The 24,796-nt window shown below is 74.7% G+C and carries 22 protein-coding genes; 16 read left to right on the top strand and 6 right to left on the bottom strand.

What is annotated here, in order from left to right; all coding sequences use genetic code 11:
• The first annotated feature begins 338 nt into the window (after window positions 1-338).
• The 4 genes from ACIQ9P_RS05075 to ACIQ9P_RS05060 all read left to right on the top strand — a co-directional run bounded on the left by ACIQ9P_RS05075 (window position 339) and on the right by ACIQ9P_RS05060 (window position 5,082).
• Window positions 339-2,936 (top strand): ATP-binding protein, encoded by a 2,598-nt coding sequence (locus ACIQ9P_RS05075; RefSeq protein ID WP_402349753.1) that lies wholly within the window; start codon window positions 339-341, stop codon window positions 2,934-2,936.
• A gap of 149 nt (window positions 2,937-3,085) precedes the next feature.
• On the top strand, window positions 3,086-3,766 hold the full coding sequence (locus ACIQ9P_RS05070) for a response regulator (protein ID WP_030397355.1): 681 nt from the start codon (window positions 3,086-3,088) through the stop codon (window positions 3,764-3,766).
• Window positions 3,767-3,886: 120 nt separating this feature from the next.
• On the top strand, window positions 3,887-4,294 hold the full coding sequence (locus tag ACIQ9P_RS05065; RefSeq protein ID WP_030397356.1) for an OB-fold nucleic acid binding domain-containing protein: 408 nt from the start codon (window positions 3,887-3,889) through the stop codon (window positions 4,292-4,294).
• Between the two features lie 2 nt (window positions 4,295-4,296).
• A complete protein-coding gene (locus ACIQ9P_RS05060) occupies window positions 4,297-5,082 on the top strand; it encodes a DUF3159 domain-containing protein (protein ID WP_402349749.1) in 786 nt (261 codons plus the stop codon).
• A 75-nt stretch (window positions 5,083-5,157) separates the two neighbouring features.
• On the opposite strand, the gene ACIQ9P_RS05055 is transcribed toward ACIQ9P_RS05060, so the two are convergent.
• Both ACIQ9P_RS05055 and ACIQ9P_RS05050 read right to left on the bottom strand, forming a co-directional pair.
• Entirely contained in the window at window positions 5,158-5,829 is a 672-nt protein-coding gene (locus ACIQ9P_RS05055) for a TrkA family potassium uptake protein (RefSeq protein ID WP_045942214.1), read from the bottom strand.
• A complete protein-coding gene (locus ACIQ9P_RS05050) occupies window positions 5,829-6,497 on the bottom strand; it encodes a potassium channel family protein (protein ID WP_402349745.1) in 669 nt (222 codons plus the stop codon). The genes ACIQ9P_RS05055 and ACIQ9P_RS05050 overlap by 1 nt, the downstream gene beginning before the upstream one ends.
• A 251-nt stretch (window positions 6,498-6,748) precedes the next feature.
• Between ACIQ9P_RS05050 and ACIQ9P_RS05045 the strand changes: the two genes are divergently transcribed.
• The gene (locus tag ACIQ9P_RS05045) at window positions 6,749-8,821 is read left to right on the top strand and encodes an APC family permease (protein WP_402349743.1); all 2,073 of its coding nucleotides are present in this window, start codon (window positions 6,749-6,751) and stop codon (window positions 8,819-8,821) included.
• A gap of 452 nt (window positions 8,822-9,273) precedes the next feature.
• Window positions 9,274-10,572 (top strand): class I SAM-dependent RNA methyltransferase, encoded by a 1,299-nt coding sequence (locus ACIQ9P_RS05040; RefSeq protein WP_402349881.1) that lies wholly within the window; start codon window positions 9,274-9,276, stop codon window positions 10,570-10,572.
• Window positions 10,573-10,678: 106 nt separating this feature from the next.
• Here the strand turns inward: ACIQ9P_RS05040 and ACIQ9P_RS05035 are convergent, their stop codons facing one another.
• Entirely contained in the window at window positions 10,679-10,876 is a 198-nt protein-coding gene (locus ACIQ9P_RS05035; protein ID WP_149030414.1) for a hypothetical protein, read from the bottom strand.
• Between the two features lie 247 nt (window positions 10,877-11,123).
• On the opposite strand from ACIQ9P_RS05035, the gene ACIQ9P_RS05030 reads away from it, so the two are divergent.
• Window positions 11,124-11,369 (top strand): toxin-antitoxin system HicB family antitoxin, encoded by a 246-nt coding sequence (locus ACIQ9P_RS05030; RefSeq protein WP_030397363.1) that lies wholly within the window; start codon window positions 11,124-11,126, stop codon window positions 11,367-11,369.
• Entirely contained in the window at window positions 11,366-11,788 is a 423-nt protein-coding gene (locus tag ACIQ9P_RS05025; RefSeq protein WP_402349739.1) for a fic family toxin-antitoxin system, toxin component, read from the top strand. Before ACIQ9P_RS05030 ends, ACIQ9P_RS05025 begins: the two co-directional genes overlap by 4 nt.
• Before the next feature lie 49 nt (window positions 11,789-11,837).
• On the opposite strand, the gene ACIQ9P_RS05020 is transcribed toward ACIQ9P_RS05025, so the two are convergent.
• Window positions 11,838-12,665 (bottom strand): GNAT family N-acetyltransferase, encoded by an 828-nt coding sequence (locus tag ACIQ9P_RS05020; RefSeq protein WP_402349879.1) that lies wholly within the window; start codon window positions 12,663-12,665, stop codon window positions 11,838-11,840.
• A gap of 407 nt (window positions 12,666-13,072) precedes the next feature.
• Between ACIQ9P_RS05020 and ACIQ9P_RS05015 the strand changes: the two genes are divergently transcribed.
• The 6 genes from ACIQ9P_RS05015 (at window position 13,073) to ACIQ9P_RS04990 (ending at window position 18,826) form a co-directional block, all read left to right on the top strand.
• A complete protein-coding gene (locus ACIQ9P_RS05015) occupies window positions 13,073-14,107 on the top strand; it encodes a RimK family alpha-L-glutamate ligase (protein ID WP_402349736.1) in 1,035 nt (344 codons plus the stop codon).
• On the top strand, window positions 14,104-15,045 hold the full coding sequence (locus ACIQ9P_RS05010; protein ID WP_402349733.1) for a RimK family alpha-L-glutamate ligase: 942 nt from the start codon (window positions 14,104-14,106) through the stop codon (window positions 15,043-15,045). Before ACIQ9P_RS05015 ends, ACIQ9P_RS05010 begins: the two co-directional genes overlap by 4 nt.
• Before the next feature lie 53 nt (window positions 15,046-15,098).
• A complete protein-coding gene (locus tag ACIQ9P_RS05005; RefSeq protein WP_402349731.1) occupies window positions 15,099-15,974 on the top strand; it encodes a putative RNA methyltransferase in 876 nt (291 codons plus the stop codon).
• Between the two features lie 177 nt (window positions 15,975-16,151).
• The gene (locus ACIQ9P_RS05000) at window positions 16,152-17,594 is read left to right on the top strand and encodes an AAA family ATPase (RefSeq protein ID WP_402349729.1); all 1,443 of its coding nucleotides are present in this window, start codon (window positions 16,152-16,154) and stop codon (window positions 17,592-17,594) included.
• Window positions 17,591-17,968: a nucleotide pyrophosphohydrolase gene (locus ACIQ9P_RS04995; protein ID WP_402349726.1), complete on the top strand. Its 378-nt coding sequence runs from the start codon at window positions 17,591-17,593 to the stop codon at window positions 17,966-17,968. Before ACIQ9P_RS05000 ends, ACIQ9P_RS04995 begins: the two co-directional genes overlap by 4 nt.
• Window positions 17,969-18,127: 159 nt before the next feature.
• Window positions 18,128-18,826: a DUF6099 family protein gene (locus ACIQ9P_RS04990; RefSeq protein WP_402349723.1), complete on the top strand. Its 699-nt coding sequence runs from the start codon at window positions 18,128-18,130 to the stop codon at window positions 18,824-18,826.
• Here the strand turns inward: ACIQ9P_RS04990 and ACIQ9P_RS04985 are convergent.
• Complete coding sequence (locus ACIQ9P_RS04985) at window positions 18,742-18,966, bottom strand: hypothetical protein (protein ID WP_402349720.1); 225 nt, start codon at window positions 18,964-18,966, stop codon at window positions 18,742-18,744. The two genes, ACIQ9P_RS04990 and ACIQ9P_RS04985, sit on opposite strands and share 85 nt — an antisense overlap.
• A gap of 359 nt (window positions 18,967-19,325) precedes the next feature.
• Window positions 19,326-20,315 carry a 2,3,4,5-tetrahydropyridine-2,6-dicarboxylate N-succinyltransferase gene (gene dapD / locus ACIQ9P_RS04980; protein WP_402349717.1) on the bottom strand — a complete coding sequence of 330 codons (990 nt, stop codon included), beginning with the start codon at window positions 20,313-20,315 and terminating at the stop codon, window positions 19,326-19,328.
• Window positions 20,316-20,449: 134 nt separating this feature from the next.
• Between dapD and ACIQ9P_RS04975 the strand changes: the two genes are divergently transcribed.
• On the top strand, window positions 20,450-21,904 hold the full coding sequence (locus ACIQ9P_RS04975; RefSeq protein WP_402349714.1) for a hypothetical protein: 1,455 nt from the start codon (window positions 20,450-20,452) through the stop codon (window positions 21,902-21,904).
• Window positions 21,901-24,648 (top strand): polynucleotide kinase-phosphatase, encoded by a 2,748-nt coding sequence (locus ACIQ9P_RS04970; protein WP_402349712.1) that lies wholly within the window; start codon window positions 21,901-21,903, stop codon window positions 24,646-24,648. The genes ACIQ9P_RS04975 and ACIQ9P_RS04970 overlap by 4 nt, the downstream gene beginning before the upstream one ends.
• The last annotated feature ends 148 nt before the right edge of the window (window positions 24,649-24,796 follow it).

Genomic DNA, 24,796 nt, shown 5'->3' with positions numbered 1-24,796 from the left:
CTGCAGGGGGGACCCTGTGGGAGAGTAGGACGCCGCCGAACAATCATTGTGAAGAACCCCCGTCGGGAAACCGACGGGGGTTCTTTGCGTTCTGCTGCCGTCGCCTTCGCAGAATGCCGGGAATTCGACCGCCAACCCGCGCGTCCAACCCGCCACCGCTACTCCATGTGCTGCCCCCGTGGGCCGGCCGCGCTGCGGCACCCCATCAAAATGGCGCTAAAACTCCCAGCTCAAGGCCCGGATCGCTGGCAAAGCGACACGTTCGCCGTAGTCTCGAAGGCGAAGGGAACTGGTGTCCGGGATGGCCGCCAGCTTCGGCCGGATCAAGAATGGTGCACATGGGACGCGGCAGGCTACGGATCTACCTCGGGGCGGCCCCCGGGGTCGGCAAGACGTACGCCATGCTCGCGGAGGCGCACCGGCGGACGGAGCGCGGCACGGACGTCGTGGTGGCGTTCGTGGAGGACCACGGGCGCCGGCACACGGCGGAGCGGGTGGCGGGCCTTGAGCTGGTGCCGCGGCGGGAGCTGACGCACCGCGGGGCCGTGTTCACGGAACTGGACCTGGACGCGCTGCTGGCGCGCCGGCCGCAGGTGGCACTGGTGGACGAGCTGGCGCACACCAATGTGCCGGGATGCCGCAACGAGAAGCGTTGGCAGGACGTCGAGGAGCTGCTCGCGGCCGGGATCGATGTCATCTCGACGGTGAACATCCAGCACCTGGAGTCGCTCGGGGACGTCGTCGAGGGCATCACGGGGGTGCGGCAGCGGGAGACGGTGCCGGACGAGGTGGTGCGGCGGGCGGACCAGATCGAGTTGGTCGACATGTCGCCGCAGGCACTGCGGCGCCGTCTGGCGCACGGCAACGTGTACGCGCCGGAGAAGGTCGATGCGGCGCTTGCCAACTACTTCCGGCCCGGGAACCTGACGGCGCTGCGGGAGCTGGCGCTGCTGTGGACGGCCGACCGGGTCGACGAGTACCTGCAGAAGTACCGGGCCGAGCAGGGGATCAAGGGCACCTGGCAGGCGCGCGAGCGGATCGTGGTCGGTCTGACGGGCGGTCCGGAGGGTGCCACGCTGATCCGTCGGGCGGCCCGGATCGCGGCCCGGGGATCCGGAGGTGAGCTGCTGGCCGTGCACATCTCCCGGTCGGACGGGCTGGCCGGTTCCGGCTCGGGGTCCTCGCAGACGCTGATCGAGCAGCGGGCGCTGGTGGAGGGGCTGGGGGGTTCGTACCACGCGGTGCTGGGCGACGATCCGGCGGCCGGGCTGCTGGAGTTCGCGCGCGGGGTGAACGCGACCCAGATCGTGCTGGGCACCAGCCGCCGTCCGGCCTGGCAGTACGTCTACGGGCCGGGGGTGAGCGGCACGGTGACCCGGGAGTCGGGCGACATCGATGTGCACATCGTCACGCACGAGCAGGAGGCGAAGGGGCGGGGGCGGATCCCGGTCCGCCGGGTGACCGATCTGGGCCGGACGCGAACGGTCGCGGGCTGGCTGATCGGGGTGGCGGGGCCGCCGCTGCTGGCGCTGCTGCTGATCAATCTGGACGGTCTGGGCCTGACCACCGACATGCTGCTGTTCCTGTCGCTGACCGTGTGCGCGGCGCTGGTCGGCGGGTTGTACCCGGCGATGGCCTCGGCGCTGGTCAGCTCCTCGGCGCTGAACTACTACTTCGCTCCGCCGATCCACACCTTCACGATCGACGAGCCGGAGAACATCATGGCGGTGGCGATATTCACCGCCGTCGGCATCGCGGTGGCGTCGGTGGTGGACCTGGCGGCCCGGCGGACCCATCAGGCGGCCCGCAGTCAGACGGAGGCGCAGACGCTCGGCGCGCTGGCGGGCACCGTGCTGCGCGGGGCGCCCAGTGGTGACGGGGTGCTGACCGCGCTGCTGGAGCAGGTCCGGGAGACCTTCCAGCAGGAGTCGGCGGCGTTGCTGGAGCGGCCCGATCCGCTCGGGGCGTGGCAGTCGGTGGCGGCGGCGGGCCCGCGTCCGCCGACCCGGCCGGAGTCGGCCGATGTCGACGTGCCGGTGGGGGAGAACCTGGCCCTGGCGCTGCGGGGCCGGGTGCTGCCGGCCGAGGACCGGCGGCTGTTGGGGGCGTTCGCGGCCCAGGCGGCCGTGGTGCTGGAGCGCCGGCGGTTGGCGGGGGAGGCGGCGGCCGCGCGCCGCGAGGCGGAGGGCAACCGGATCCGGACCGCGCTGCTGGCGGCGGTCTCGCACGATCTGCGGACGCCGCTGGCGGGGATCAAGGCGTCGGTGAGCTCGCTCCGTTCGGCGGACGTGGAGTGGGACGAGGAGGACGAGGCGGAGCTGCTGGCCGGGATCGAGGCGGGGGCGGACCGGCTCGATCACCTGATCAACAATCTGCTCGACATGAGTCGGCTGCAGACCGGCACGGTCGCTCCGCTGATCCAGGAGACCGATCTGGACGAGGTGGTGCCGTTCGCGCTGGGCGGTGTCCCGTCGGATGCCGTCCGGCTGGACGTGCCGGAGACCCTGCCGATGATCCGGGCGGACGGCGGGCTGTTGGAGCGCTCGCTCGCCAACCTGATCGAGAATGCCGTGAAGTACAGCCCGGACGGGGTGAAGGTGCTGGTCAAAGCCGGTGCGCTGCGGCCGACGGGCGGGCCGGGCCGGGTCGAGCTGCGGATCGTGGACCGGGGGCCGGGGGTGCCGGAGGACGCCAAGGAGCGGATCTTCGCGCCGTTCCAGCGCTACGGCGACGCGCCGCGCGGGGCCGGGGTGGGGCTCGGGCTCGCCGTGGCGCGGGGCTTCGTCGAGGCGATGGACGGCACCGTGACCGCCGAGGACACCCCGGGCGGCGGGCTGACCATGGTGGTCACCCTGCCGGCGGCCGACCGCGTACCCGGTCCGGGGGACGCGTCCGGAGATGCCCCGGGGCCCGGGCTTCCCGAGGCCCCGGTATGACGGGCTCCGTCCCGCGAGCGCCCGGAGCCGGCCGGAGCCTGTCCGGACCGGATCCCTCCGGGCCGGAGCCTGTCCGGCCGCAGCCGGCCCGACGACCACTTCCCGATCCTTTCCCGATCGATCCGACAGCCCCGAAAGGCGGAGCCCGTATGACCCGGGTCCTCGTCGTGGACGACGAACCGCAGATCGTCCGCGCGCTGGTGATCAACCTCAAGGCCCGCAAGTACGAGGTCGACGCGGCGCACGACGGCGCGAGCGCGCTGGAGCTCGCCGCCGCCCGCCATCCCGACGTGGTCGTCCTCGACCTCGGCCTGCCCGACATGGACGGGGTCGAGGTGATCAGGGGCCTGCGCGGGTGGACCCGGGTGCCGATCATCGTGCTGTCGGCCCGGCACGCGTCCGACGAGAAGGTCGAGGCCCTGGACGCGGGGGCGGACGACTACGTCACCAAGCCCTTCGGCATGGACGAGCTGCTCGCCCGGATGCGCGCGGCGGTCCGCCGGGCCGAACCGGTCGCGGGGGAGGACGACTCGGTGGTGGTCACCGAGAGCTTCACCGTCGACCTGGCGGCGAAGAAGGTGAACCGGGACGGCGGTGACATCCGCCTTACCCCGACCGAGTGGCATCTGCTGGAGGTCCTGGTCCGCAACGCGGGCCGCCTGGTCAGTCAGACCCAGTTGCTCCAGGAGGTGTGGGGGCCGGCCTACCGCACCGAGACGAACTATCTGCGGGTCTACCTCGCCCAGCTGCGGCGCAAGCTCGAACGGGACCCCTCCCACCCGCGCCACTTCATCACCGAGCCGGGGATGGGTTACCGCTTCGAGGCGTGAGCGGGCGGCCGTCCGGGCACGTCCGGCGGCCGCCGCGGGAGGCCCGCGGGTGCCCCGCGGCGGCCCCGGGCGGCTTGTGCGGCCTGCCGCCGGGGGCCCCGGAACCGGTACCCTTCCGGCATGAGTGGTGACAACAGCAGCGGCCAGCCACAGGGGCGCTTCCGCCGCATGCTCAGTCGGCTGACCTCCTCCGCGGAGGAGCTCCAGGCCGAGGAGCTGCGTCAGGAGATCGCGGCGGAGTCGGGCTGTACCCCGATCGCCAGCTGCGGGGACCGGGAACTGGTCACCGTCGCGGGCACCCTGCGCACCGTGACCCTGCGTCCGAGGGCCGGCGTGCCCGCGCTGGAGGCGGAGCTCTTCGACGGCACCGAGGCGCTGGACGTGGTCTGGCTCGGGCGCCGCTCGATCATGGGTATCGAGCCGGGGCGCCGTCTGGTCGCCAGCGGCCGGATCAGTCATGCGCGCGGTCGGCGGGTGCTGTTCAACCCCCGCTACGAGCTGCGTCCGGTCGGACACGGGAGCGAATGAGCGTGAGCAAGCAGTCCGGCGGCGATTCCGCCGCCCAGCTCGGTGTGATCGACGCCGATGAGGCCGCCCGCCAGGCGCAGGCTTCGCGGGAGGCCGCCGACACCGTGATGAAGGCGTTCGGCGGGGTCCGGGGCATGATCGACATGACCTTGCCCGGTCTGGTCTTCATCGTCACCTACAACATCACCCACAAGGTGCCGGCGGCTGCCTGGGCGGCGCTGGCCCTGAGCGCGCTGTTCGTGGTGGCGCGGCTGCTGAAGCGGGAGACCGTCCAGCACGCCTTCAGCGGGGTGTTCGGCGTCGCCATCGGCGCCTGGATCTCGATGAAGACCGGGAAGGCGGAGAACTTCTACCTGCCCGGCCTGCTCTGGAACGTCGGCTACTGCGTGGGCCTGGCGGTGTCGGCGCTGGTCCGCTGGCCGCTGATCGGCATCATGCTCGGCCCGGTGACCGGGGAGATGTTCACCTGGCGCAAGGAGAACCCCGGCCGGCTGGCCGCCTACACCAAGGCCACCTGGGCCTGGGTGGTCATCATGGGCATCAAGCCGCTGATCCTCTTCCCGCTGTACTTCACCCACAACGTCAACCTGCTGGGCTGGCTCAAGGTCGCGCTGGGCATCCCGCCGCTGCTGCTGGCGATGTACGTGACCTGGCAGATCCTGTTGAAGGCGCCGCCGCCGATCAAGGCGCAGCTGGACGAGGACGAGGGCCGTGAGCCGGCACAGGAGCCGGGGCGGGAACAGCCCGACCACGAGCACTCCGCCGGCGGCCCGGCCCGGGGGAACTGACCGGGACCGGTACTGGCACAGGACGCGGGGCCCGCACTCCTCAGGAGTGCGGGCCCCGCGTCCTGTGCGGCGCCGCTACTGGGCGCCGGGGGAGCTGGAGAGCAGGTCCTCCAGCTCCTCCTCGCGTTCCTGGGCCGCCACGAAGAGCAGTTCGTCGCCGCCCTCCAGGGTGTCGTCCTTCCCGGGCACCAGCACCCGGCCCTCGCGGATGATCGTCACCAGGGCGGTGTCCTGCGGCCACGCGACGTCGCCGACCCGGGTGCCGACCAGCTCGGTGTCGGAGGCGAGGGTCAGCTCGACCAGGTTCGCGTTGCCCTGGCTGAAGCGCATCAGCCGGACCAGGTCGCCGACGCTGACGGCCTCCTCGACCAGGGCGGACATCAGGCGCGGGGTGGAGACGGCGACGTCCACGCCCCAGGACTCGTTGAAGAGCCACTCGTTCTTCGGGTTGTTCACCCGGGCGACCACCCGGGGCACCCCGTACTCGGTCTTGGCGAGCAGCGAGACGACCAGGTTGACCTTGTCGTCGCCGGTCGCGGCGATCACCACGTGGCAGCGCTGAAGCGCGGCCTCGTCGAGCGAGGTGATCTCGCAGGCGTCGGCCAGCAGCCACTCCGCCATGGGCACCCGCTCCACCGAGATGGAGTTGGGGTTCTTGTCGATCAGCAGGACCTCGTGGCCGTTCTCCAGCAGCTCGCCCGCGATCGAGCGGCCGACGGCGCCGGCTCCGGCAATGGCGACTCGCATCAGTGGCCCTCCTTCTCCGGGCCCCGCGCGAACGCGGCCTCGACCGTCGTCAGGTCGGCGCGGCGCAGCATCACGTGCACCAGGTCGCCCTCCTGAACCACCATCTGGGGCGAGGGCAGCACGCCCTCGCCGAGCCGGGTGAGGAACGCGACCCGGGTGCCGGACGCCTCTTCCAGTTCGCCCAGCCGGCGGCCGACCCAGTCCGGGGAGTAGGCGACCTCGGCGAGCTGGACGGCGCCGCTCGGGTCCTGCCAGAGCGGCTCGGCGCCGCTCGGCAGCAGCCGGCGCAGCATCTGGTCCGCCGTCCAGCGGACGGTGGCGACGGTCGGGATGCCGAGGCGCTGGTAGACCTCGGCCCGGCGCGGGTCGTAGATCCGGGCCGCGACGTTCTCCACACCGAAGTTCTCGCGGGCCACCCGGGCGGCGATGATGTTGGAGTTGTCACCGCTGGAGACGGCGGCGAAGGCGCCGGCCTCCTCGATGCCCGCCTCCTTCAGGGTGTCCTGGTCGAAGCCGACCCCGGTCACCCGGCGCCCGTTGAACCCGGCACCCAGCCGGCGGAACGACGTCGGGTCCTGGTCGACCACGGCCACCGAGTGGCCCTGTTTCTCCAGTGCGCGGGCGAGCGCGGAGCCCACCCGGCCGCAGCCCATGATGACGATGTGCACCGGCGCTACCTCACCCGTCCAGTTGGGGCCATGACCTGCGCAAACACCGCTCAATCTCCGTTTCCCCGCCCCGGTGTCCGGGGTGGGCGTCCTCGTGGGGGTCGGGTACGACAACCTGAGTGTTGCCGCCCTGCTCGTATCCGACACGCTAGCCGGTCCACCGAACACAGTCGCGACGAAGGGGCACCCCGACAGGCGCAAGGGGGTGGCCCTTCGGACCCCGGCGCCGACTACCCCTACGATTCCTTAACGTGCCTATGCCGACTGACCTACCGAAACGCATCCTGATCGGGCGTGCGTTGCGCAGCGACAAGCTGGGGGAGACTCTGCTCCCCAAGCGCATCGCGCTGCCCGTCTTCGCCTCGGACGCGCTCTCCTCGGTCGCGTACGCGCCCGAGGAGATCCTGCTGACACTCTCCCTGGCGGGTGCTTCGGCCATCCACTTCTCGTGGCAGATCGGCGTCGTCGTCGCCATCGTCATGCTGGCCGTGGTGGCCTCCTACCGGCAGAACGTGCACGCCTACCCGAGCGGCGGCGGCGACTACGAGGTCGCCACCGTGAACCACGGCCCCAACTCCGGCCTGGTGGTCGCGAGCGCGCTGATGGTCGACTACATCCTGACCGTCGCGGTCTCCACCACCTCGGGCGTGGCCAACGTGGTGTCGGCGGTGCCGGCGCTGCGCGGCCACGAACTGACCCTGTCGGTGGTCGTGGTCATCGTGCTGATGGGCATGAACCTGCGCGGCGTCCGGGAGTCCGGCTCGGCCTTCGCCGTCCCGACCTACGCCTTCATGATCGGCGTGCTCGGCATGGTGGTGTACGGCGTGGTCCGGCACTTCGGCCTGGGGCAGGACATGCCGGCCGAGAGCGCGGGCTTCCATCTGCAGGCGACCCCGGGGAACGAGTCCCTGGCGGGCTTCGCCATGGTGTTCCTGCTGCTCAAGGCGTTCTCCTCGGGCTGTGCGGCGCTGACCGGCGTGGAGGCGATCTCCAACGGCGTGCCCGCGTTCCGCAAGCCGAAGAGCAAGAACGCGGCGACCACCCTGCTGATGATGGCGAGCATCGCGGTCGTGATGTTCATGGGCATCATCTGGCTGGCCCGGCTGACCGGCGTCCAGATGGCCGAGCAGCCCGCCGAGCAGCTGGTCGGCGTGCCCGGCGACTACCACCAGAAGACGGCGCTGGCGCAGATCAGCGAGGCGGTGTTCTCCAACTTCACGCCGGGCTTCTACTTCGTCGCCGCCGTGACCGGCCTGATCCTGGTGCTGGCCGCGAACACCGCGTTCAACGGCTTCCCGGTGCTGGGCTCGATCCTGGCGCAGGACCGCTACCTGCCGCGCCAGCTGCACACCCGCGGCGACCGGCTGGCCTTCTCCAACGGCATCATCCTGCTGGCGCTGGCCGCGATCCTGTTCATCATCGCCTTCGACGCGGACCCGACCCGGCTGATCCAGCTCTACATCGTCGGCGTCTTCGTGTCGTTCAACATGAGCCAGTCGGGCATGATCCGGCACTGGACCAGGCACCTGCGCACGGAGACCGACCCGGCGAAGCGCCGCCACATGCAGCGCAGCCGGGCGATCAACACCTTCGGCCTGGTGATGACCATGGCCGTGCTGATCGTCGTGCTCGCCACCAAGATCAGCCACGCCTGGATCGCGATCGCGGCGATGGTCGTGCTGTTCGTGATGATGAAGGCGATCCGCCGCCACTACGACCGGGTCTCGGCGGAGCTGGTCGCCGCCGAGGAGCCCGACGACGTGGTGCTGCCCACCCGGGTGCACGCCATCGTCCTGGTCTCCAAGCTGCACAAGCCGGCGCTGCGCGCGCTGGCGTACGCGCGGCTCGCCCGGGCGCACACGCTGGAGGCGGTGACCGTGAACGTCGATCCGGCGGACACCGCGGCGCTGCGCGCGGAGTGGGACGAGCGCGGTATCGAGGTGCCGCTGAAGGTCCTGGACTCGCCGTACCGGGAGATCACCGCGCCGGTGCTGGACTACGTGAAGAACCTGCGCCGCAGCAGTCCGCGCGACGTGGTCTCGGTGTACATCCCGGAGTACGTGGTCGGCCACTGGTACGAGCACCTGCTGCACAACCAGAGCGCGCTGCGGCTGAAGGGCCGGCTGCTGTTCAAGCCGGGGGTGATGGTGACCTCGGTGCCGTGGCAGCTGGAGTCGTCCGAGCGGCGCAGGCCGCAGAAGGCGTGGTCGGCGCCCGGCGCGGTGCGACGTGGTGAGCCCCGGGCGCCGAAGGCCGTAAAGTCGGAAGTCTCGGCGAAGCCCGCCGGGTCGGCTGACAGCGGCAAGAAGGACTCCTCCCAGTGACCCGCAACACCCCGTCTCGTTCCAACGGCTCCTCCGGCAAGGGTGCCCGCAAGGGCGGTTCCTCGGGCCGGCCCGGGCAGGTCGCCCGGCCTCGCTGGGGCAAGCCGACGCGGCCGGAGGCGACCGACCGCGACGGATTCACCGCCCGGACGGCGCCGCTCGCACCGGAGGAGCGCGCTCCGGAGCGTGCCCCGGAGGAGCGCACCGAGCGCCCCGCGCGTTCTGAGCGCTCCGACCGCTCCGAGCGCACCGACCGGCCGGAGCGTTCCGGGCGGTCCGGGAACGCCGGGCGCTCGGAGCGTTCCGGGCAGCAGGGGCAGGGGCAGCAGGGTGAGCGGTCGAAGGACGGCGCGCGCCCGCGCAAGCAGGCCGTGCGCCCGCCCCGCGCGCTGCGCTCCACCGCCCGCGCGCCCCGCGCCGAGTCCGCGCCCAGGACGCCCGCCGGGGACCCGCTGGTCGGCGAGCGCTACGAGGTCGAGGTCGGTCCGGTCGCCCACGGCGGCGGACACTGCGTGGCCCGGCACGAGGGCCGGGTGCTGTTCGTCCGGCACGCGCTGCCGGGCGAGAAGGTGATCGCTCAGGTCACCGAGGGCACCTCCTCCTCGCGCTTCCTGCGCGCCGACGCGGTGGAGGTGCTGGAGCCCGCCAAGGAGCGGATCGCCCCGCCGTGCCCGTTCGCCGGGCCCGGCAAGTGCGGCGGCTGCGACTGGCAGCACGTGACGCCGGGCGGCCAGCGCAAGCTCAAGGTGCAGGTGCTGACCGAGCAGCTGGCCAAGCTGGCGGGCCTGACCCCGGTCGAGGCGGGCTGGGACGGCAGTGTCGAGCCGGTCGGCGACAAGCTCCCGGCCGGCCAGGTGCCGGCCTGGCGCACCCGGGTGCAGTACGCCGTCGACCCGTCCACCGGCAAGGTCGGGCTGCGCAAGCACCGCTCGCACGACATCCAGCCGGTCGACCGCTGCCTGATCGCCGCCGAGGGCGTCACCGAGCTGGGCGTGGAGGCGCACGACTGGCCGGGCGTCGCCACGGTCGAGGTCATCGCCGCCTCCGGCTCCTCCGACCGCCAGGTGGTGCTCACCCCGGCGCCGGGCGCCCAGCTGCCGCTGGTGGAGCTGGACCGGCCGGTCTCCATCACCCGCATCGACGACCAGGGCGACAGCCACCGGGTGCACGGTCGGAACTTCGTCCGCGAGCGCGCCGCCGGACGGACCTGGCGGGTCAGCGACGGCGGCTTCTGGCAGATCCACCCCGAGGCCCCGGAGACGCTGGTCGACGCCGTCATGGACGGTCTGGACCCGCAGTGGGGCGAGAACGCGCTCGACCTGTACTGCGGGGTGGGCCTGTTCGCGGGAGCGCTGGCCGACCGGGTCGGCGAGGACGGCGCGGTGCTCGGCATCGAGTCCGGCAAGCAGGCGGTGGCCGACGCCCGGCACAACCTGGCCGCGCTGGAGAACGTCCGGATCGAGTGCGACCGGGTGGAGGCGCTGCTGCCGCGCACCGGCATCACCGCCACCGACCTGATCGTGCTCGACCCGCCGCGCGCGGGGGCCGGGCGCGAGACGGTCGCGCACCTGTCCGGGCTCGGCGCCCGCCGGATCGCGTACGTGGCCTGCGACCCGGCGGCGCTGGCCCGGGACCTCGGGTTCTTCCGCGAGGGCGGCTACCGTCCGGTGTCGCTGCGGGCGTTCGACCTGTTCCCGATGACGCACCACTTCGAGTGCGTGGCGATCCTGGAGCCGGTCGCGGGCGCGTGAGTACGGGCGCGTAGCACGGGCCCGAACGGCGGTCCGGCACGGACGGAGGCGGTACCCGGCGTTGCCGCGGGTACCGCCTCCGTCGTCTCGTGGGCCGTGCGGCGGCTCAGGGCAGGTTGTGCTCCTCTTCCCGGGCGTCGTGCGGCAGGTCGACGCCGTGCTGGGCGGCGAGCCGCAGCAGTCCGGCGATCCGGCCCTCGTACGCCTGGACGCCGTCGGCGTCCCCCTCGGCCCGGGCGGCCGCGAGTTCCTTGCGGGCCTGGTCGAGCTGCTCGCGCAGCTCCTGGTCGAACATGGCTGTCATTGCCGGCCTCCACAACCGGTCGGTGCCGCTCCAGGGAATGCTCAGGGCACTTCAGAGTCTCCGAAGGTGAAGAACTCTTCAAGTCTCACTCCCGGTGGGCGCGGGCGCGTCGGACCCCGGGGGAGCGGGTAGTCGGTAGGGGCGTACGGCGGGCGTGTCGACGGGGCGTACGGGCGCGCGTCCGCGGGGCGTGCGGCTGGGTGCGCGAGCCCTTGTTGTGCTAGCACTTCGGCGCTAGCTTGAAGTCATGGGTAAGAAGCAGCTGAACGTCCGGGTGGACGCCACCACCGCGGAGATGGCCCGGGAGCGGGCGGAGCAGCAGGGGATCAGCATGAACCAGTACATCGAACGCCTGGTCCAGCAGGACATGGGCGAGGCCGGGCGGGTCTTCGTCGACGCGGCCGCGCAGTTCATGAAGGAGTACGAGACGGCCTTCCTGGCCGAGTTCGGCGAGCAGCGGGGCGAGGCCGACCTCCAGGACGTGCGCCGTTGAAGCTGGAGGTCGACCTCTCGTGGCTGCTCATGACCGCCGAGCAGTACACGCCCGGTGACCCGCAGGTCACCGACTACGGATCGCTGCTCGCCGCCGTCGCCCGGCACCAGGCCGAGATCTTCGACATCGCCGTCTACCCCGAGCCGCAGGACCGCGCCGCCGCCCTCATGCACCAGTTGATCCGGGTGCCGGGGCTGGAGAAGACCAACGAGCTGTTCGCCACCGCCGTCGCCTACGCCTACCTGGTGGCCAGCGGCTGCACGGTGGCCACCACCGCCCGTGAGGTGCGCAGCCTCGCCCGGGCCATCCGCGAGGGGCGGCTGACCGTCTCCGGGGTGGCGGACCGGCTGGCCGTCTGGGTGGTGGACGAGGCCGAGGACGAGGAGGTCAGCGGCGAGGACGACGACGAGGCGGAGTGAGCGCGGTGGCGGTCCGGGGAGTGCGACGGGGGACGGGGCGGGGGTCGGCTCAGTGGGCCCCGGCGTCCGGCTCGGCGGCGGGTTCGGCGATCAGCGCCGTCGCGAAGGGCCGGAAGCCCGCCCGACGGTAGATCCGGGCCACCTCCTCGTCCGCGGCGGACAGGAACACCGTCCGCGCCCCGCCCGCCCGGGCGTGCGCGACCAGGGCCGAGGTGACCGCCAGCGCGAGCCCCCGCCGCCGCGCCGAGGGGAGGGTGCCCACCCCGACCACCTCGGTGATCCCGCCGACCGGGTTGTGCTGGCCCGCGCAGAGCACCGTGCCGTCCCCGAACGCCGCCGCGAGCACCGTCCTTCCGGCGGTGATCCGTCCGGCGAGCCGCGCCGCCGCCCCGTCGGCCCTCAACGCCGCGGCCCGCACGGCCAGTTCGGCCGGACCCGCGCTGCCCACCCCGGTCCCCGGTTCGCCGAACGCCAGATGCGGAACGGCCAGCGCCTCGGCGAGCGCCGGGTCGTCGGCCGCCAGGACCCGCACCGACACACCGTCCGGCCCGGAGGCGTTCCCGGGGTCGTCCTGCGGGCCGAGCACCAGCAGCGGGTGCTCGTGCACGGTCAGTCCCGCCTCCTCGACGGCCGCGCGCAGCAGCGGGTCGTGCTCCGCCACCCACTCGAAAGCCTCCGGCAGCCCCAGCTCGCGCTGGCGGGCCCGTACCCGGTCGACGTCCCCGGCGGTGGCGGCCGGACCCTGATGACCCGGCGCGGGCCGGGCGTAGTAGGGCCAGTCGACGCCCTCGGACACGAACAGGCTGAGCGGGCCGAAGTCCTCGACCCGCGCGGAGCCGCGCGGCACGGCGTCGTAGTAGCCCTCGATCGCCTCCAGGAGGGCGGGATCGGGCCGGGCCGGGACGGCGGCGGGGTCGGGGACGGTCGGGGCGGCGGCTGCGGGATCGTGGGAGGTCACGCCGTGCATCCAAGCAGGCCCGTCGCGATCCCGCCGGGAATTTCCGCCCGCCCGGCCGGCCCCGGTCCCGGTCGGCCCCGCTCCCGCTTCGCGCGTTCTCGTGGGTCCTCGCGCGTCCTCGCGCGTCCTCGTGCGGATGCGATCCGAGGGGCGGTCCGGCGGGCCGGAGGCCGTTCGGCCCGGGCATTTCACCGCGATTGTTGCCCAACGCTTACAGGCCGGGCGATCTTGCGTATGGGCCGCGTGGCATCCTGGGGCCTTTACAGCTCTGCCGGACGTGAACGGCGGACGTCCGCGCTGGGCGAAGCGAGGGGGATGACTGGCTCATGAGGCTCTGCTTTCTGGTGGAGGAGCACTACCGGCACGACGGCATGCCGCTCGACGTCGTACGCCAACTCACGGCGTGGGGGCACCGGGTGGACGTGCTGCGCCCCGGCGACTCGCTGATGGCGATCTCCGAGGCGGTCCGGGCCGGCAGCCACGACGCCTGGGTGCTCAAGACCGTCTCCGGCGGACCGGGCCTCACCCTGCTGGAGGCCGCCGCCGCCGTCGGCCTCACCACCGTCAACGACGTCCGGTCCATCCGCGGCGTCCGCGACAAGGCCCTCGCCTCGGTGATCGCCCGTACCCGGGGGCTGCCCGTCCCGGTCACCTACGCGGCCGCCCGCTGGGAACGGCTCGCCGAGATCCCCGCGGCCGAGTACCCGCTGGTGGTCAAGCCCGCCGACGGCAGTTCCGGGCGGGCCGTGCGGCTCGTCCGCGACCCCGGGCACCTCGCCGAGATCGGCCCCCTGCTGGCCGGCGAGGGCCTGCTCATCGCCCAGCCCTACGTGCCCAACTCCGGTACCGACCTCAAGGTGTACTGCGTCGACGGCGAGCTGTACGCGACCGAGCGGTGCTCGCCGCTCAACCCCGACCAGGGGGTGCGGGAGCGGCAGGTGCCGTTGCCCGCCGAGGTCGCGCGGATCGCCGCACAGGTCGGCGAGGTGTTCGGGCTCGACCTCTACGGCGTGGACGTGCTGCTCGGGCCGGACGGTCCGGTGGTCGTCGACATCAACGACTTCCCCAGCTTCCGGCAGGTGCCGGACGCGGTCGCGCGGGTGGCACGGGCGGTCCTGCGGCTGGCCCGCACCGGCACGGCGGTCACGGCCCCCGCGGTGGCGCTCGACGCCTCGGGGCTGGAGGCGGTCGGGCGACTGGGGGGCGGGGCGGTCCGGATGCCCGGGCAGGGCGGCGGCGCGGCCGTCGGGGCCGGCGTCGCGAGCGGGCTCGGCGGCGGTGCCGTCGGTGTCGGTGGAGTCGGTGTCGGTGGAGTCGGTGTCGGTGGAGTCGGGGCCGCGCCGGTCGGCGGCGCGATATGAGGATCGGGCTGATCACCTCCGCGCCCGACCATCCGGTGCTCGCCGCGACGGCGGCGCTGCTGACCGCGGACGGCCACCGGGTCGAGGTCCTCGACCCGACTGCCCGTCCGGCCGGGGAGGACAGGCGGACCGGGCCGGAGGCGGGGCGGACCGAACCGCCCGCGGACGTCTACCTGCTCAAGGCCCACACCCCGGCGGGGCTCGCCCTCGCCCGGGAGCTGGAGGAGCGAGGCGTCCCCGTCGTCAACCCGGTCGCCGCCACCGAACTCTGCCAGGACCGCCTGGCCATGGCCGAGCTGGCCCGGCGGGCCGGCCTGCCCTTCGCGCCCACCCGCGCCGCCGCCGAACCCGTCGAACTCCTCGGAGCGGTCGAGGCGGGGGAACTCCACCTGCCGCTCGTCGTCAAGAGCCGGCACAGCCGCCGCCACGACCTCGTCGCCCGCGTCGACGACCGGGCCGGGCTGCGCGCCCTCGCCGAGCGGTGGCCGGACGAGCCCGTCGTCGCCCAGCCCTACCTGCCGAGCACCGGCTGGGACCAGAAGCTGTGGGTCGTCGCCGGGCAGCTGTTCTGCGCCCGGCGGCGCTCCGAGCTCGCCGGCCCCGAGCACGCCGAACTCCCCGACGGCACCGACGGGTTCGGGCTCGCCGAACTGTCCGCCGAACGGGCCGGCGTCGCGCTGCGGGCCGGCGAGGTGTTCGGCCTCGACGTCTACGGCGTCGACCTGCTGGACGGGCCGGGCGAACCGGTCGTCGTCGACGTCAACGCCTTCCCGGGCATTCGGGGGCAGGCCGGGGCGCCCGAGGCACTCGCCGCGCTCGCCCTGCGCGTCGGCGCGGCGGGGACGGCGGCGTCCTCCCTCCCCCGCCCGCGGGCGGACGGCACCGACGCCGCCACGTCCGCGTCGGCGGATGCGGGACCGGGCACCGCCGCTGGTTAGGCTGGCCCTCCCCGGCCCGAGCACACGACCGGGCCGCGAGAGAAGACGGACCCTTGCTGCAGGACATCGAGCCCTACCTGGCCTGCCCGCACTGCGCGCGGCCGCTCGCCCTCGACGGGCGCACCCTGCGCTGCGCCGACGGGCACAGCCACGACCTCGCCAAGCAGGGCTACGTCAGCCTGCTCGCGGGTGACGCGCACACCGGCACCGGCGACACCGCGGACATGGTCGCCGCCCGCGCCGACTTCCTCGCCGCCGGCCACTACCGGCCGATCGCCGACGCGCTCGCGGAGGCCGCCGTCGCGGCCGCAGCCGGTGCCGAACCCGGGGCGGAGGCCGTTGCCGACAGCGGCGGCCCCGGCGGACTGGTCGCCGACCTCGGCGCCGGCACCGGCCACTACCTCGCCCATGTCCTGGACGCCCTGCCCGGGCGGCCCGGCGCCGCCCTCGACATCTCCAAGTTCGCGCTGCGCCGCGCCGCCAGGGCCCACCCCCGGATCGGCGCCGTGGTCTGCGACGCCTGGCGGCCGCTGCCCCTGCTGGACGCCTCCGCCGGACTCGTCCTCAATGTGTTCGCCCCGCGCAACGGACCCGAGATCCGCCGCGTGCTGAGGCCCGGCGGCACCCTGCTGCTGGTCTCGCCCACCGCCCGGCACCTGCGTGAACTCGTCACCGTCCTCGGCCTGTTGTCGGTCGACGAGGAGAAGCAGCGGCGCATCGACGAGAAGCTCGGGCCCTACCTGACGCCGGTCGGACGGCGCGAGGTCGAGTTCACCGTGCGGCTGTCCGCCGGGGACGTGCGGACCGTGGTCGGCATGGGGCCGAGCGCCTGGCACACCGACCCGGAGCGGCTCGCGGAGCGGCTCGCCGCGCTGCCCGACCCGGTCGCGGTGACGGCCTCCGTGACCGTCGCCGCCTACCGGCGCTGAAACGGCGCCGAGCCGGGCGCGCAGCCGCTGCCGGACCGGCGGGCCGGCAGCGTCACGACCGACGGGCCGGCCGGCGTCACGGCCGGCGTCCCGGGCCCGTGCGGAGGCCACCCCGATGGGATGAATCTGCCGGGCAGGCACGTTTCTGCCGCGCGACCGGCGGCTAACGTCCGACGGGTGAACCGCGACGCCACCCGGCCCGCCGTGCCGGCCCACCCGCAGCAGCGCACCCCGGAAGCAGACCCGGCGGCCGCGAGCGCCCGACGCCCGATCGTCGAGGAGCTCCGGCTCACCTCCTTCAAGTCCTACCGCCGCGCCACCCTCCCGCTCGCTGCCCTCACCGTGCTGCACGGCCCCGCCGGCGTCGGCAAGTCCAACGCCCTCGACGCCCTCGCCGTCCTCTCCCGACTCGCCCTCGGCGAGGAGATCGGCGACTCCCTCGACGGCCGGCCCGGCACCACCGGGCCGCTCGCCGCCCCCGTCCGCGGCGGCCTCGCCGGATGCGTGCCGCACGGCCGCGACGCCCTCATCCTCGGCTGCACCGTCCGCTCCCCGGACGGGCCGATCGCGCTGGAGGTCGTCGTCCGCACCGACGGACCCGTCCGCATCGCCAGGGAACAACTCACCCTCGACGGCCGGACCCTCGTCGAGACCGGCGAACAGGACCTGCGCCACCACCGGGTCAACGTCAGCTGGCACAACGACACCCGGCAGGGCGACATCCGCGCCCCGTTCCCCAGCGGCACCCTGATCACCGCCCAGATCCCGCTGCGCGTCGCCGGATCCTCGCCCGGCGAACGCAAGGTCCTCGCGGCCGCCGAACAACTGCTCACCGCGCTGCGCGAGGTCTTCCCCGTCTGCCCCGTGCCCGCTCTGATGCGCGGCTGGGCCCGCCCCCACCCGCAGGCGAGGCTGCTCAGCTCGGCCGCCAACATCTCCGCCGTGGTCGCCCGGCTCGGCAACGAGTGCGGCCGCCGGTACGGGCAGCTGCTGCGCGTCGTCCAGTCCGCCGCCCCGCACCCGCTGCTCGGCCTCGACCTCGCCCACCGCGGCAGCGGCGCCGACCGGCGGGTGCTCGCCGTGTTCGACGAGGGCGTGCTCGGCCGCACCGGCGCCGACCAGGCGTCCGACGGCATGCTCCGCCACCTCGCCTTCGCCGCCGTGCTGCTCACCGGGGCCGGCGTGCTGGACCTCGACGTGGCCGCGGAGGTGCCGTGGGCGCAGCGCCAGCTCACCGTGCTGGCCGAGGACCTCGGCGCCGGGCTCTCCACGGACCAGGCCGCCACGCTGCTGCGGCTCGCCCGCGACATGTCGGGGCGCAACCAGCTGCGGGTGCTCGCGACGCTCCAGGAGCCGGCGGCCGCGCGGGAGGCGCTGGGCGGGCCGGGCGAACCGCCTCCCGGGGTGGCGGTGGTGGAGTGCCGGCGCGATCCCGGCTCGGGGCTCACGGTGCTGCGGACGGAGACGGCGCGGGTACCGGCCCAGGCGGTGCGCGACGGGGCGCCGACGGGTGCGGGGTCGGCGTCGCCGGGGCCGGGTTCGGGGGTGCCGACAGGGGCGCCGGGACCCGCCGCCGTCCGCGACCGGACGGCGGCCGATGCGGTAGATCTGGAGGGGTGAACGAACGACACACGGAACCCGCCGGGCCGACCCTGGAGGAGCTGCGGCAACGGCTCGTGGCCTTCGCCGCGGCCCGCCGCTGGGAGCCCTTCCACACGCCCAAGAACCTCGCCTCGGCCCTCACCGTGGAGGCCGGCGAGCTGCTGGAGATCTTCCAGTGGCTCACCCCCGAACAGGCGGCCGCCGTGATGGCCGACCCGGACCGTGCCCACCGGGTGCGGGACGAGGTGGCCGATGTGCTCGCCTACCTGCTCCAGTTCTGCACGGCCGTCGGGGTCGATCCGCTGCCGGCCCTGGCGGCCAAGATCGAGCGGAACGAGCAGCGCTTCCCGGTCCCCGGGCCGCCCGCCGAGGGCGGGGAAGTCAACCCGTAGGGACGCTCCCCACTCCTGCGGGGGACGGCGGTTGTCCACAGCCCCGGGGTTGTCCACAGGTTTCCGAAGTCCCGATGCGTCACCCCTCCCTCCCGTCGCACCCTCTCACCGTGACCGCGCGGCAGGGCGCCGCGCGGGCGACGGAAGGGGTGACCGGCCGTGGAAGCGCTGCGACTGATCAAGACCGCCCGGCACGCCCTGGCGGAGACCAGGAACGTCTCCGACGTGCTGGCCGAGGCCCGGCAGGCCGCGCTGCTCACCGAGGCGGTGGCCACCCGGCTCGCCAGGTCGGGGGAGGAGGGCCTGGTCGGCCTCGGGCAGCTGTTGGCCGAGGCGGCCACCCACGCGGCCTGCTGCCTGGAGCATCCGGAGGAGGGCGCCTCCTCGGCGTCGGCCTTCGGGCCCGGGGGCCGGGCCCGAAGGCTCACCGAGCTCGGGGAGTTCGGGCCGATGCTCGACGAACTCGGTTCCCTGCTGCGGGACATGGGGGAGACGCTGGTCGTGCTGGCGTGCGGGGCCGACACCGAGAGTCTCTACTGGGCCTGTATCGACGGGGTCGACGCGGGAGCGGAGTGCACCCAGCTGGTCGAGCAACTGCTCGACGCCGTACGGCGGACGGCGGGCGGGCGGCCCGAGGAGCACGGCGCCGAGCCGTGCGGGGCGGCGGAGGGCGGGGCCGGGGAGCCGTTCGGGCCGGACGGTGCCCGAGGGCTCCCCGAACCGGAGGCGGAGCACGAGGAGCGGTTACTGGTGCTCCGGCTCGACCCGCCGGGTCAGCGGGCGGCGGAGGGCCCGCCGTCCTCGCCGCCGACCGAGGCCGTCGCGGCGGGGGAGGTGGTACGGGCACCGATGGCCTGAAGGTCGGCGAGGTCCGCGGTCACCGAGGCGAGCAGCTCCTGCATCTGCTCCAACAGGCTCTTCGGGGCGGTCGGCGCCGCCGCCCCGTCGGCGGTGGGGTACTGCGAGGTGGTGGACACCTCGGACCAGGGCTCGGACATGAGGGGACCTCTTCGGATCGGTGGTGCGGTGTGGAGCGGTTGGCGGGCGGCCGGACGCGGCCCCGCCGCTGCAACCAACGAACACCCCGCCGCGCGGTCACCGGCCACCACTCGATGCGGTCCAACCGTCGGTACGGGTAAGCCGCAAGGGTGACCCCTGGCTTGCCGCCACCGGGCGGCCTGGGCTACGGCCACTCGGGTGGCGGGGAGGTCCGCCGGGTGCGGCGGGCCCGTCCCACCGGGCGGGCCCGCACCGGGAAGGGGTGGCTTGAGGCTGCCGGAAACAGCTGGTGCCGGGGCTCCGAGCCGTGGCTCGGAGCCCCGGCACCGGGAGCCGGACCCCTCAGGGGCGGGTGGGGTCAGTTGTGGGCGTGGAGGTCGGCGTTCAGGCCGCCCCAGGAGCCGGAGCGGGCGATGACCTCGACGGCGCCGGTCTGCGAGTTGCGCCGGAACAGGAGGTTGTCCTGGCCGGACAGCTCGACGGCCTTGGCGACGGTCCCGTCCGGGGTGGTCACCCGGGTGCCGGCGGTGACGTAGAGGCCGGCCTCGACGACGCAGTCGTTGCCGAGCGAGATGCCGATGCCCGCGTTGGCACCGAGCAGGCAGCGCTCGCCGACGGAGACGACCTGCTTGCCGCCGCCCGACAGGGTGCCCATGATCGAGGCGCCGCCGCCGATGTCGCTGTGGTCGCCGACCACGACGCCGGCACTGATCCGGCCCTCGACCATCGAGGTGCCCAGCGTGCCCGCGTTGAAGTTGACGAAGCCCTCGTGCATCACGGTGGTGCCGACGGCCAGGTGCGCGCCGAGGCGGACCCGGTCCGCGTGGGCGATCCGCACGCCGGACGGGGCGACGTAGTCGGTCATCCGCGGGAACTTGTCGATCCCGTGGACGGCGAGCTGCCCGCCCTGGGCGCGCACGGCCAGCCGGGCCTGCTCGACCTTGTCCACCGGGACGGGCCCGATGCTGGTCCACGCCACGTTGGCGAGCAGTCCGAAGACACCGTCCAGGCTCAGGCCGTGCGGCTGGACCAGGCGGTGGCTGAGCAGGTGCAGACGCAGGTAGGCGTCGTGCGCGTCGAGCGGCTTCTCGTCCAGCGAGGCGATGGCGGTGCGCACGGCGACCACCTCGACGCCGCGGCGGGCGTCGGCGCGCAGTGCCTCGGCGGCACCCGCGCCCAGCTCGGCCTCGGCCTGCTCGGCGGTCAGGAGGACGGTCCCGGCCGGGCCGGGGGCGGCGGTCAGCACGGGGGCCGGGTACCAGGTGTCGAGGACGGTGCCGTCCGCGGCGATGGTGGCCAGACCTGCGGCAACGGCGCCGCTCACGGGGGTGGTGGATTCAGCAGTCACATCGTGCACGTTAACGAATCAGGGCGGCCGGTGCCGAACGCGCTCACCGGCCGGACAGTTCGGCGGGACGCGACGCACCGGCGGAAATCCGGCGGGCGAACGGGCGCGGCTCGGCGATACTCGGACGGGTGTTCATGTCGATCTCCACCACCACGGCCGCCGGAACCGCCCCGGCCACCGAGCTGGCGCGCCTGTTGCACCTGCGCCCGGACGAGGTGCACCGGGTCGCGACCGCGTTCGGTGAGGCGCACGTCTTCTTCCCCGAGGCCGACGCGGGGCGCTGCACCGCCGCCCTGTTGGTGGAGCTGGACCCGCAGGCGCCGCGTCGCGACCGCCGGGGCAAGGGGCGGCCGCCCGCCGCGCCCGTGGGCGACCGCCCGTACGCGGCCTCCTCGGTGTTCGCGGCGGTGCTGCGGACGGTGTTCCGGCAGCCGCTCGGGCAGTCGCCCGCGCCCGGGCCGGCGGAGGACGGGGCGGCGGAGGACGGGGCGCTGCCGTTGGAGATCGAGCTCCCGGTGGTGCGGGCCGACCGGGAGCCGGGGCCCACCCGGGGCGGTGGCGACGGCGTCGCGCTGACGCGGCGACTGTTCGAGCCGCTGGGCTGGCGGGTCGACGCGGCGGAACTGCCGTTGGACGACGCCGCGCTCCCCGGTGGTTCGCCGTACGTGCGGCTCCGGCTGGTCGCGCCGGCGGTCCGGCCGGCCGAGGCGCTGCGTCAGCTGGCGGCACTGCTGCCGGTACTGGACGGCGCCGCGAACCAGTGGGTGCCGCCGGAGCGGGCGGAGGCCGACGGGGTGCTCGCCGTCCACCCGGAGCGGGTCCTGATCGCCCGCCGCCTGGCCCGGCACGGCCATCCCGTGGCGTGGGGCGGGGGCGACCGTGGGGCCGGGGCGGCGGTGCGGGCCGCGCTGGACGCGGTCGGGGCGCGCCGGGTGGTGCACTTCGGGTGCGGGCACGGCGAACTGCTCGCGGGGCTGCTCGGGGACGGCGGGTTCACCGAACTGCTGGGCGTGGACGTCTCGCCGGCGGTCCTGACGGAGGCCGCCCGTCGGCTGGGGCTGGAGCGGACGGCGGACCCCGCGCCGGAGTGGGAGCTGCGGGGCGGGGCGGACGGTGCCCGGGTCCGTCTGGTGCAGGGCGCGGCGGTCTACGCGGACGCCCGTCGGGCGGGGTTCGACGCGATGGTGTTCGAGGCCCCGGCGAAAGCTCTGGCCGAAGCCCTGGCCGCTTCCGCTTCCGCGTCCGGCCCCGGGGCGGCGGACCGGGTGACGCCCGCCGCGGACCCGGCGTACCTGGAGCACGCGGTGTTCGCCGCCGCCCGCCCGCCGGCCGTGGTGGCGACCGCGCCGCCCGGCGCCGACGCGGCGGCCTTCGCCACCTGGGCGCGGCGGGCGGCCGCCGGGTACGGCTACGCCGTCACCCTCCGCCCCGAGGCGCCCCCGGCGCCCCCGGCGCCCCCGGCGCCCCCGGCGGCCCCGGAGGTCCCGGCGACGCCGCCGACCCTGCCACCGACGCCGACCCCTCCGGCGCCCCTGCTCGCCCTGTTCGAACGCGCTACCCCGGCCCCCGAAGGAGGTGGGCCCCGATGACCCGGCCCGACGACGCACCCAGCACTCCCACACCCGCGCCCGCGCCTACGCCTGCCCCCACACCCACGCCCCCACCCCACCCCCACCCCGTCGTCCCCCTCACCGAGGGCTCCCTCGTCCTCCTGGTCGGCACCAGCGCCGCGGGCAAGTCGACTTTCGCGCGCCGCCACTTCCGCCCCACCGAGGTGGTCTCCTCCGACACCTGCCGCGCCCTGGTGGCCGACGACGAGAACGACCAGTCCGCCACCACCGACGCCTTCGAGCTGTTGCACTTCCTGGTCGGCAAGCGCCTGGCGGCCGGCCGGCTGACCGTCGTGGACGCCACCAATGTGCAGGTGGACGCCCGCAAGCAGCTGCTGGCCGTCGCCCGCGAGCACGACGCGCGGGCGGAGGCGATCGTGCTCGACGTCCCGCTCGGCGTCTGCGCCGAACGCAACCGCGGCCGCCCGGACCGCGAGCTGCCGGCGCATGTGATCCCGCGCCAGCACCGGGACCTGCGCGCCTCCCTCCCGGGCCTGGCCAAGGAGGGCTTCCGCCGGGTGCACGTGCTGCGCGGGGCGGCCGAGGTGGCGGCCGCCGAGGTGGTGCTGGAGCGTCGGCGCTCCGATCTGCGCCATCTGACCGGCCCGTTCGACCTGGTCGGCGATGTGCACGGGTGCCGGTCCGAGCTGGAGACGCTGCTGGTCCGGCTCGGCTACCGGTTGGTGCGGGACGCGACGGGCCGCCCGGTGGACGCGGTGCCGCCGACCGGCCGGACGGCGGTGTTCGTCGGGGACCTGGTCGACCGGGGGCCGGACACCCCGGGCGTGCTGCGCCTGGTGATGGGCATGGTGGCGGCGGGTCACGCGCTCTGCGTGTCGGGCAACCACGAGCTGAAGGTGTCCCGCGCCCTGGACGGCGACCGGGTGACCCTCTCCCACGGGCTGCGGGAGTCGATGGAGCAGCTGGGGACCGAGCCGGCGGAGTTCCGGGCCGAGGTGCGGGAGTTCTTCCGGGGCCTGGCCGACCACTACCTGCTGGACGGCGGCGCCCTGGTGGTGTGCCACGCGGGGCTGCCGGAGCGCTACCACGGCCGGTCCTCGGGCCGGGTGCGGTCGCACGCGCTGTACGGCGGGACGACGGGGGAGACCGACGACTACGGCCTGCCGGTGCGTCAGGCATGGGCCGAGGACTACCGGGGGCGGGCGCTGGTGGTGTACGGGCACACGCCGCTGCCGGTGGCGAGCTTCCTGCACAACACGGTGTGCCTCGACACCGGCTGTGTGTTCGGCGGAGCCCTGACGGCGTTGCGCCACCCGGAGCGCGAGTTGGTGCGGGTGGAGGCGGAGCGCCGGTGGTACGAGCCGGTCCGGCCGCTGCTGAGCGGTGCGCCGGGCGGCCGGGAGGGGCGTCCGCTGGACGTGGCGGACGTGGCGGGGCCGCGCACGGTGGGGACGGCGCTGCACGGTTCGGTGGCGGTGCGGCCGGAGGGCGCGGCCTCGGCGCTGGAGGCGGTGGGGCGGTCGACGGTCGATCCCCGGCTGCTGGTGTACCTGCCGCCGTCGGTGCCGCCGGTGGCGGCCGGGGGCCGGCCGGGTCTCCCGGAGCATCCGGACGAGGCGTTCGCCGGGTACCGGGCGGACGGGGTCGGGCGGGTGCTGTGCGCGGAGCTGTTGCCGGGGCCGCGCGCGGTGGTGCTGGTGGCGCGGGACGACGCTGCGTTGGCGCGGCGGTTCGGTCCGGCGGGTCCGGGGGCGGTCTGGTCGCGGACGGGCCGGGCGCTGTTCGGCCCGGTGGAGGAGGCGGAGCTGCTGGCCCGGCTGCGGGCGGCGGCGGAACGGTCGGGCCTCTTCGACGAGCTGGGGAGCGGCTGGCTGCTGCTGGACGCCGCGCTGACGGGTCCGCCCGTACCGGCGGCGGCCTCGGCCACCGCCGACCCGGCCCTCGTGGCGGCCCTCGCGGATCCCCTGGCCGATTCCCGGGCGGCGTCCCCCGGGGCGGCCCGGCGGGCCCGGAACGCCGCGGTCGTGGCGTCGGCGGGGGCGCTGCTGCCGCCGGTGCTGGCCGCGCTGGAACGGGCCGCGGCCCGGGGGCTGGACGTCGCCGGGCCGCTCGACCGGCAGCGCGGCCGGGCGGCGGACCTGCGGGACTTCGCCGCGGCGCACCGGCGGGCCGCGGCGCCGGGGCGTCCCCTGCTCGCTCCGTTCCGGCTGCTGGCCGCCGAGGGGGCGAATCTCGCGACCGGCCCCGAGCGCGAGCACCTGGCCCGGATCGACCGTCTGGTCGAGGCCGACCGCACCGCCCCCGGCGACGGCACGGAGCGGTCCGCCGCTGCCGCCGGCACCGCCCCCACCCTGTACCGGACGGCCCGCCGCTGGGTGGACACCGCGGACGAGGCGTCCACGGCCGCCGCCGTCGCCTGGTGGGAGGAGCTGACGGCGGGGGGCGGCCCGGGCATCGTGGTCCGTCCGTCGGTGTCGCCGACGCGGACGGCGCCGGGGGAGGGGCGTCCGGGCCGACCGGTGCAGCCGGCGGTGCGGGTCGGGGGCCGGGAGTGGTTGCGGCTGGCCCACCACCCGGACCAGCCGGACCACCCGGGCCGGCCGTCCGGCGGCGCGCTCGGCCTGCGGCGCTCGCTGGCGCTGCGCGAGTACGCCCTGGGGCTGGAGGCCCTGGACCGGCTGGCCGCCGGGGAGCCGTTGTGGCGGGTGCACCAGGCGGTGTCCGCGGTCCTCGCCCTGGCGTCGGAGCCGGTGGACCGCTGACCGTCGGCGCGGCCGTCAGCGCGGCTTTGAGCGCGACCGCACGCGCGGTCCCGCTCAAGGCTTCCGTCGGCGGACGGACGTGCGCGTGAGGGGACGGCCCCAGGAGTGTGAGTGCATACAAATTCTAAGCATCGTATAGACTTGCCGC

The sequence above is a fragment of the Kitasatospora sp. NPDC094019 genome, from assembly GCF_044764505.1.
Taxonomy (GTDB): Bacteria; Actinomycetota; Actinomycetes; order Streptomycetales; family Streptomycetaceae; genus Kitasatospora.
Note: the sequence above shows the minus strand (reverse complement) of the source record. Positions and strands in the feature narration are given on the sequence as shown.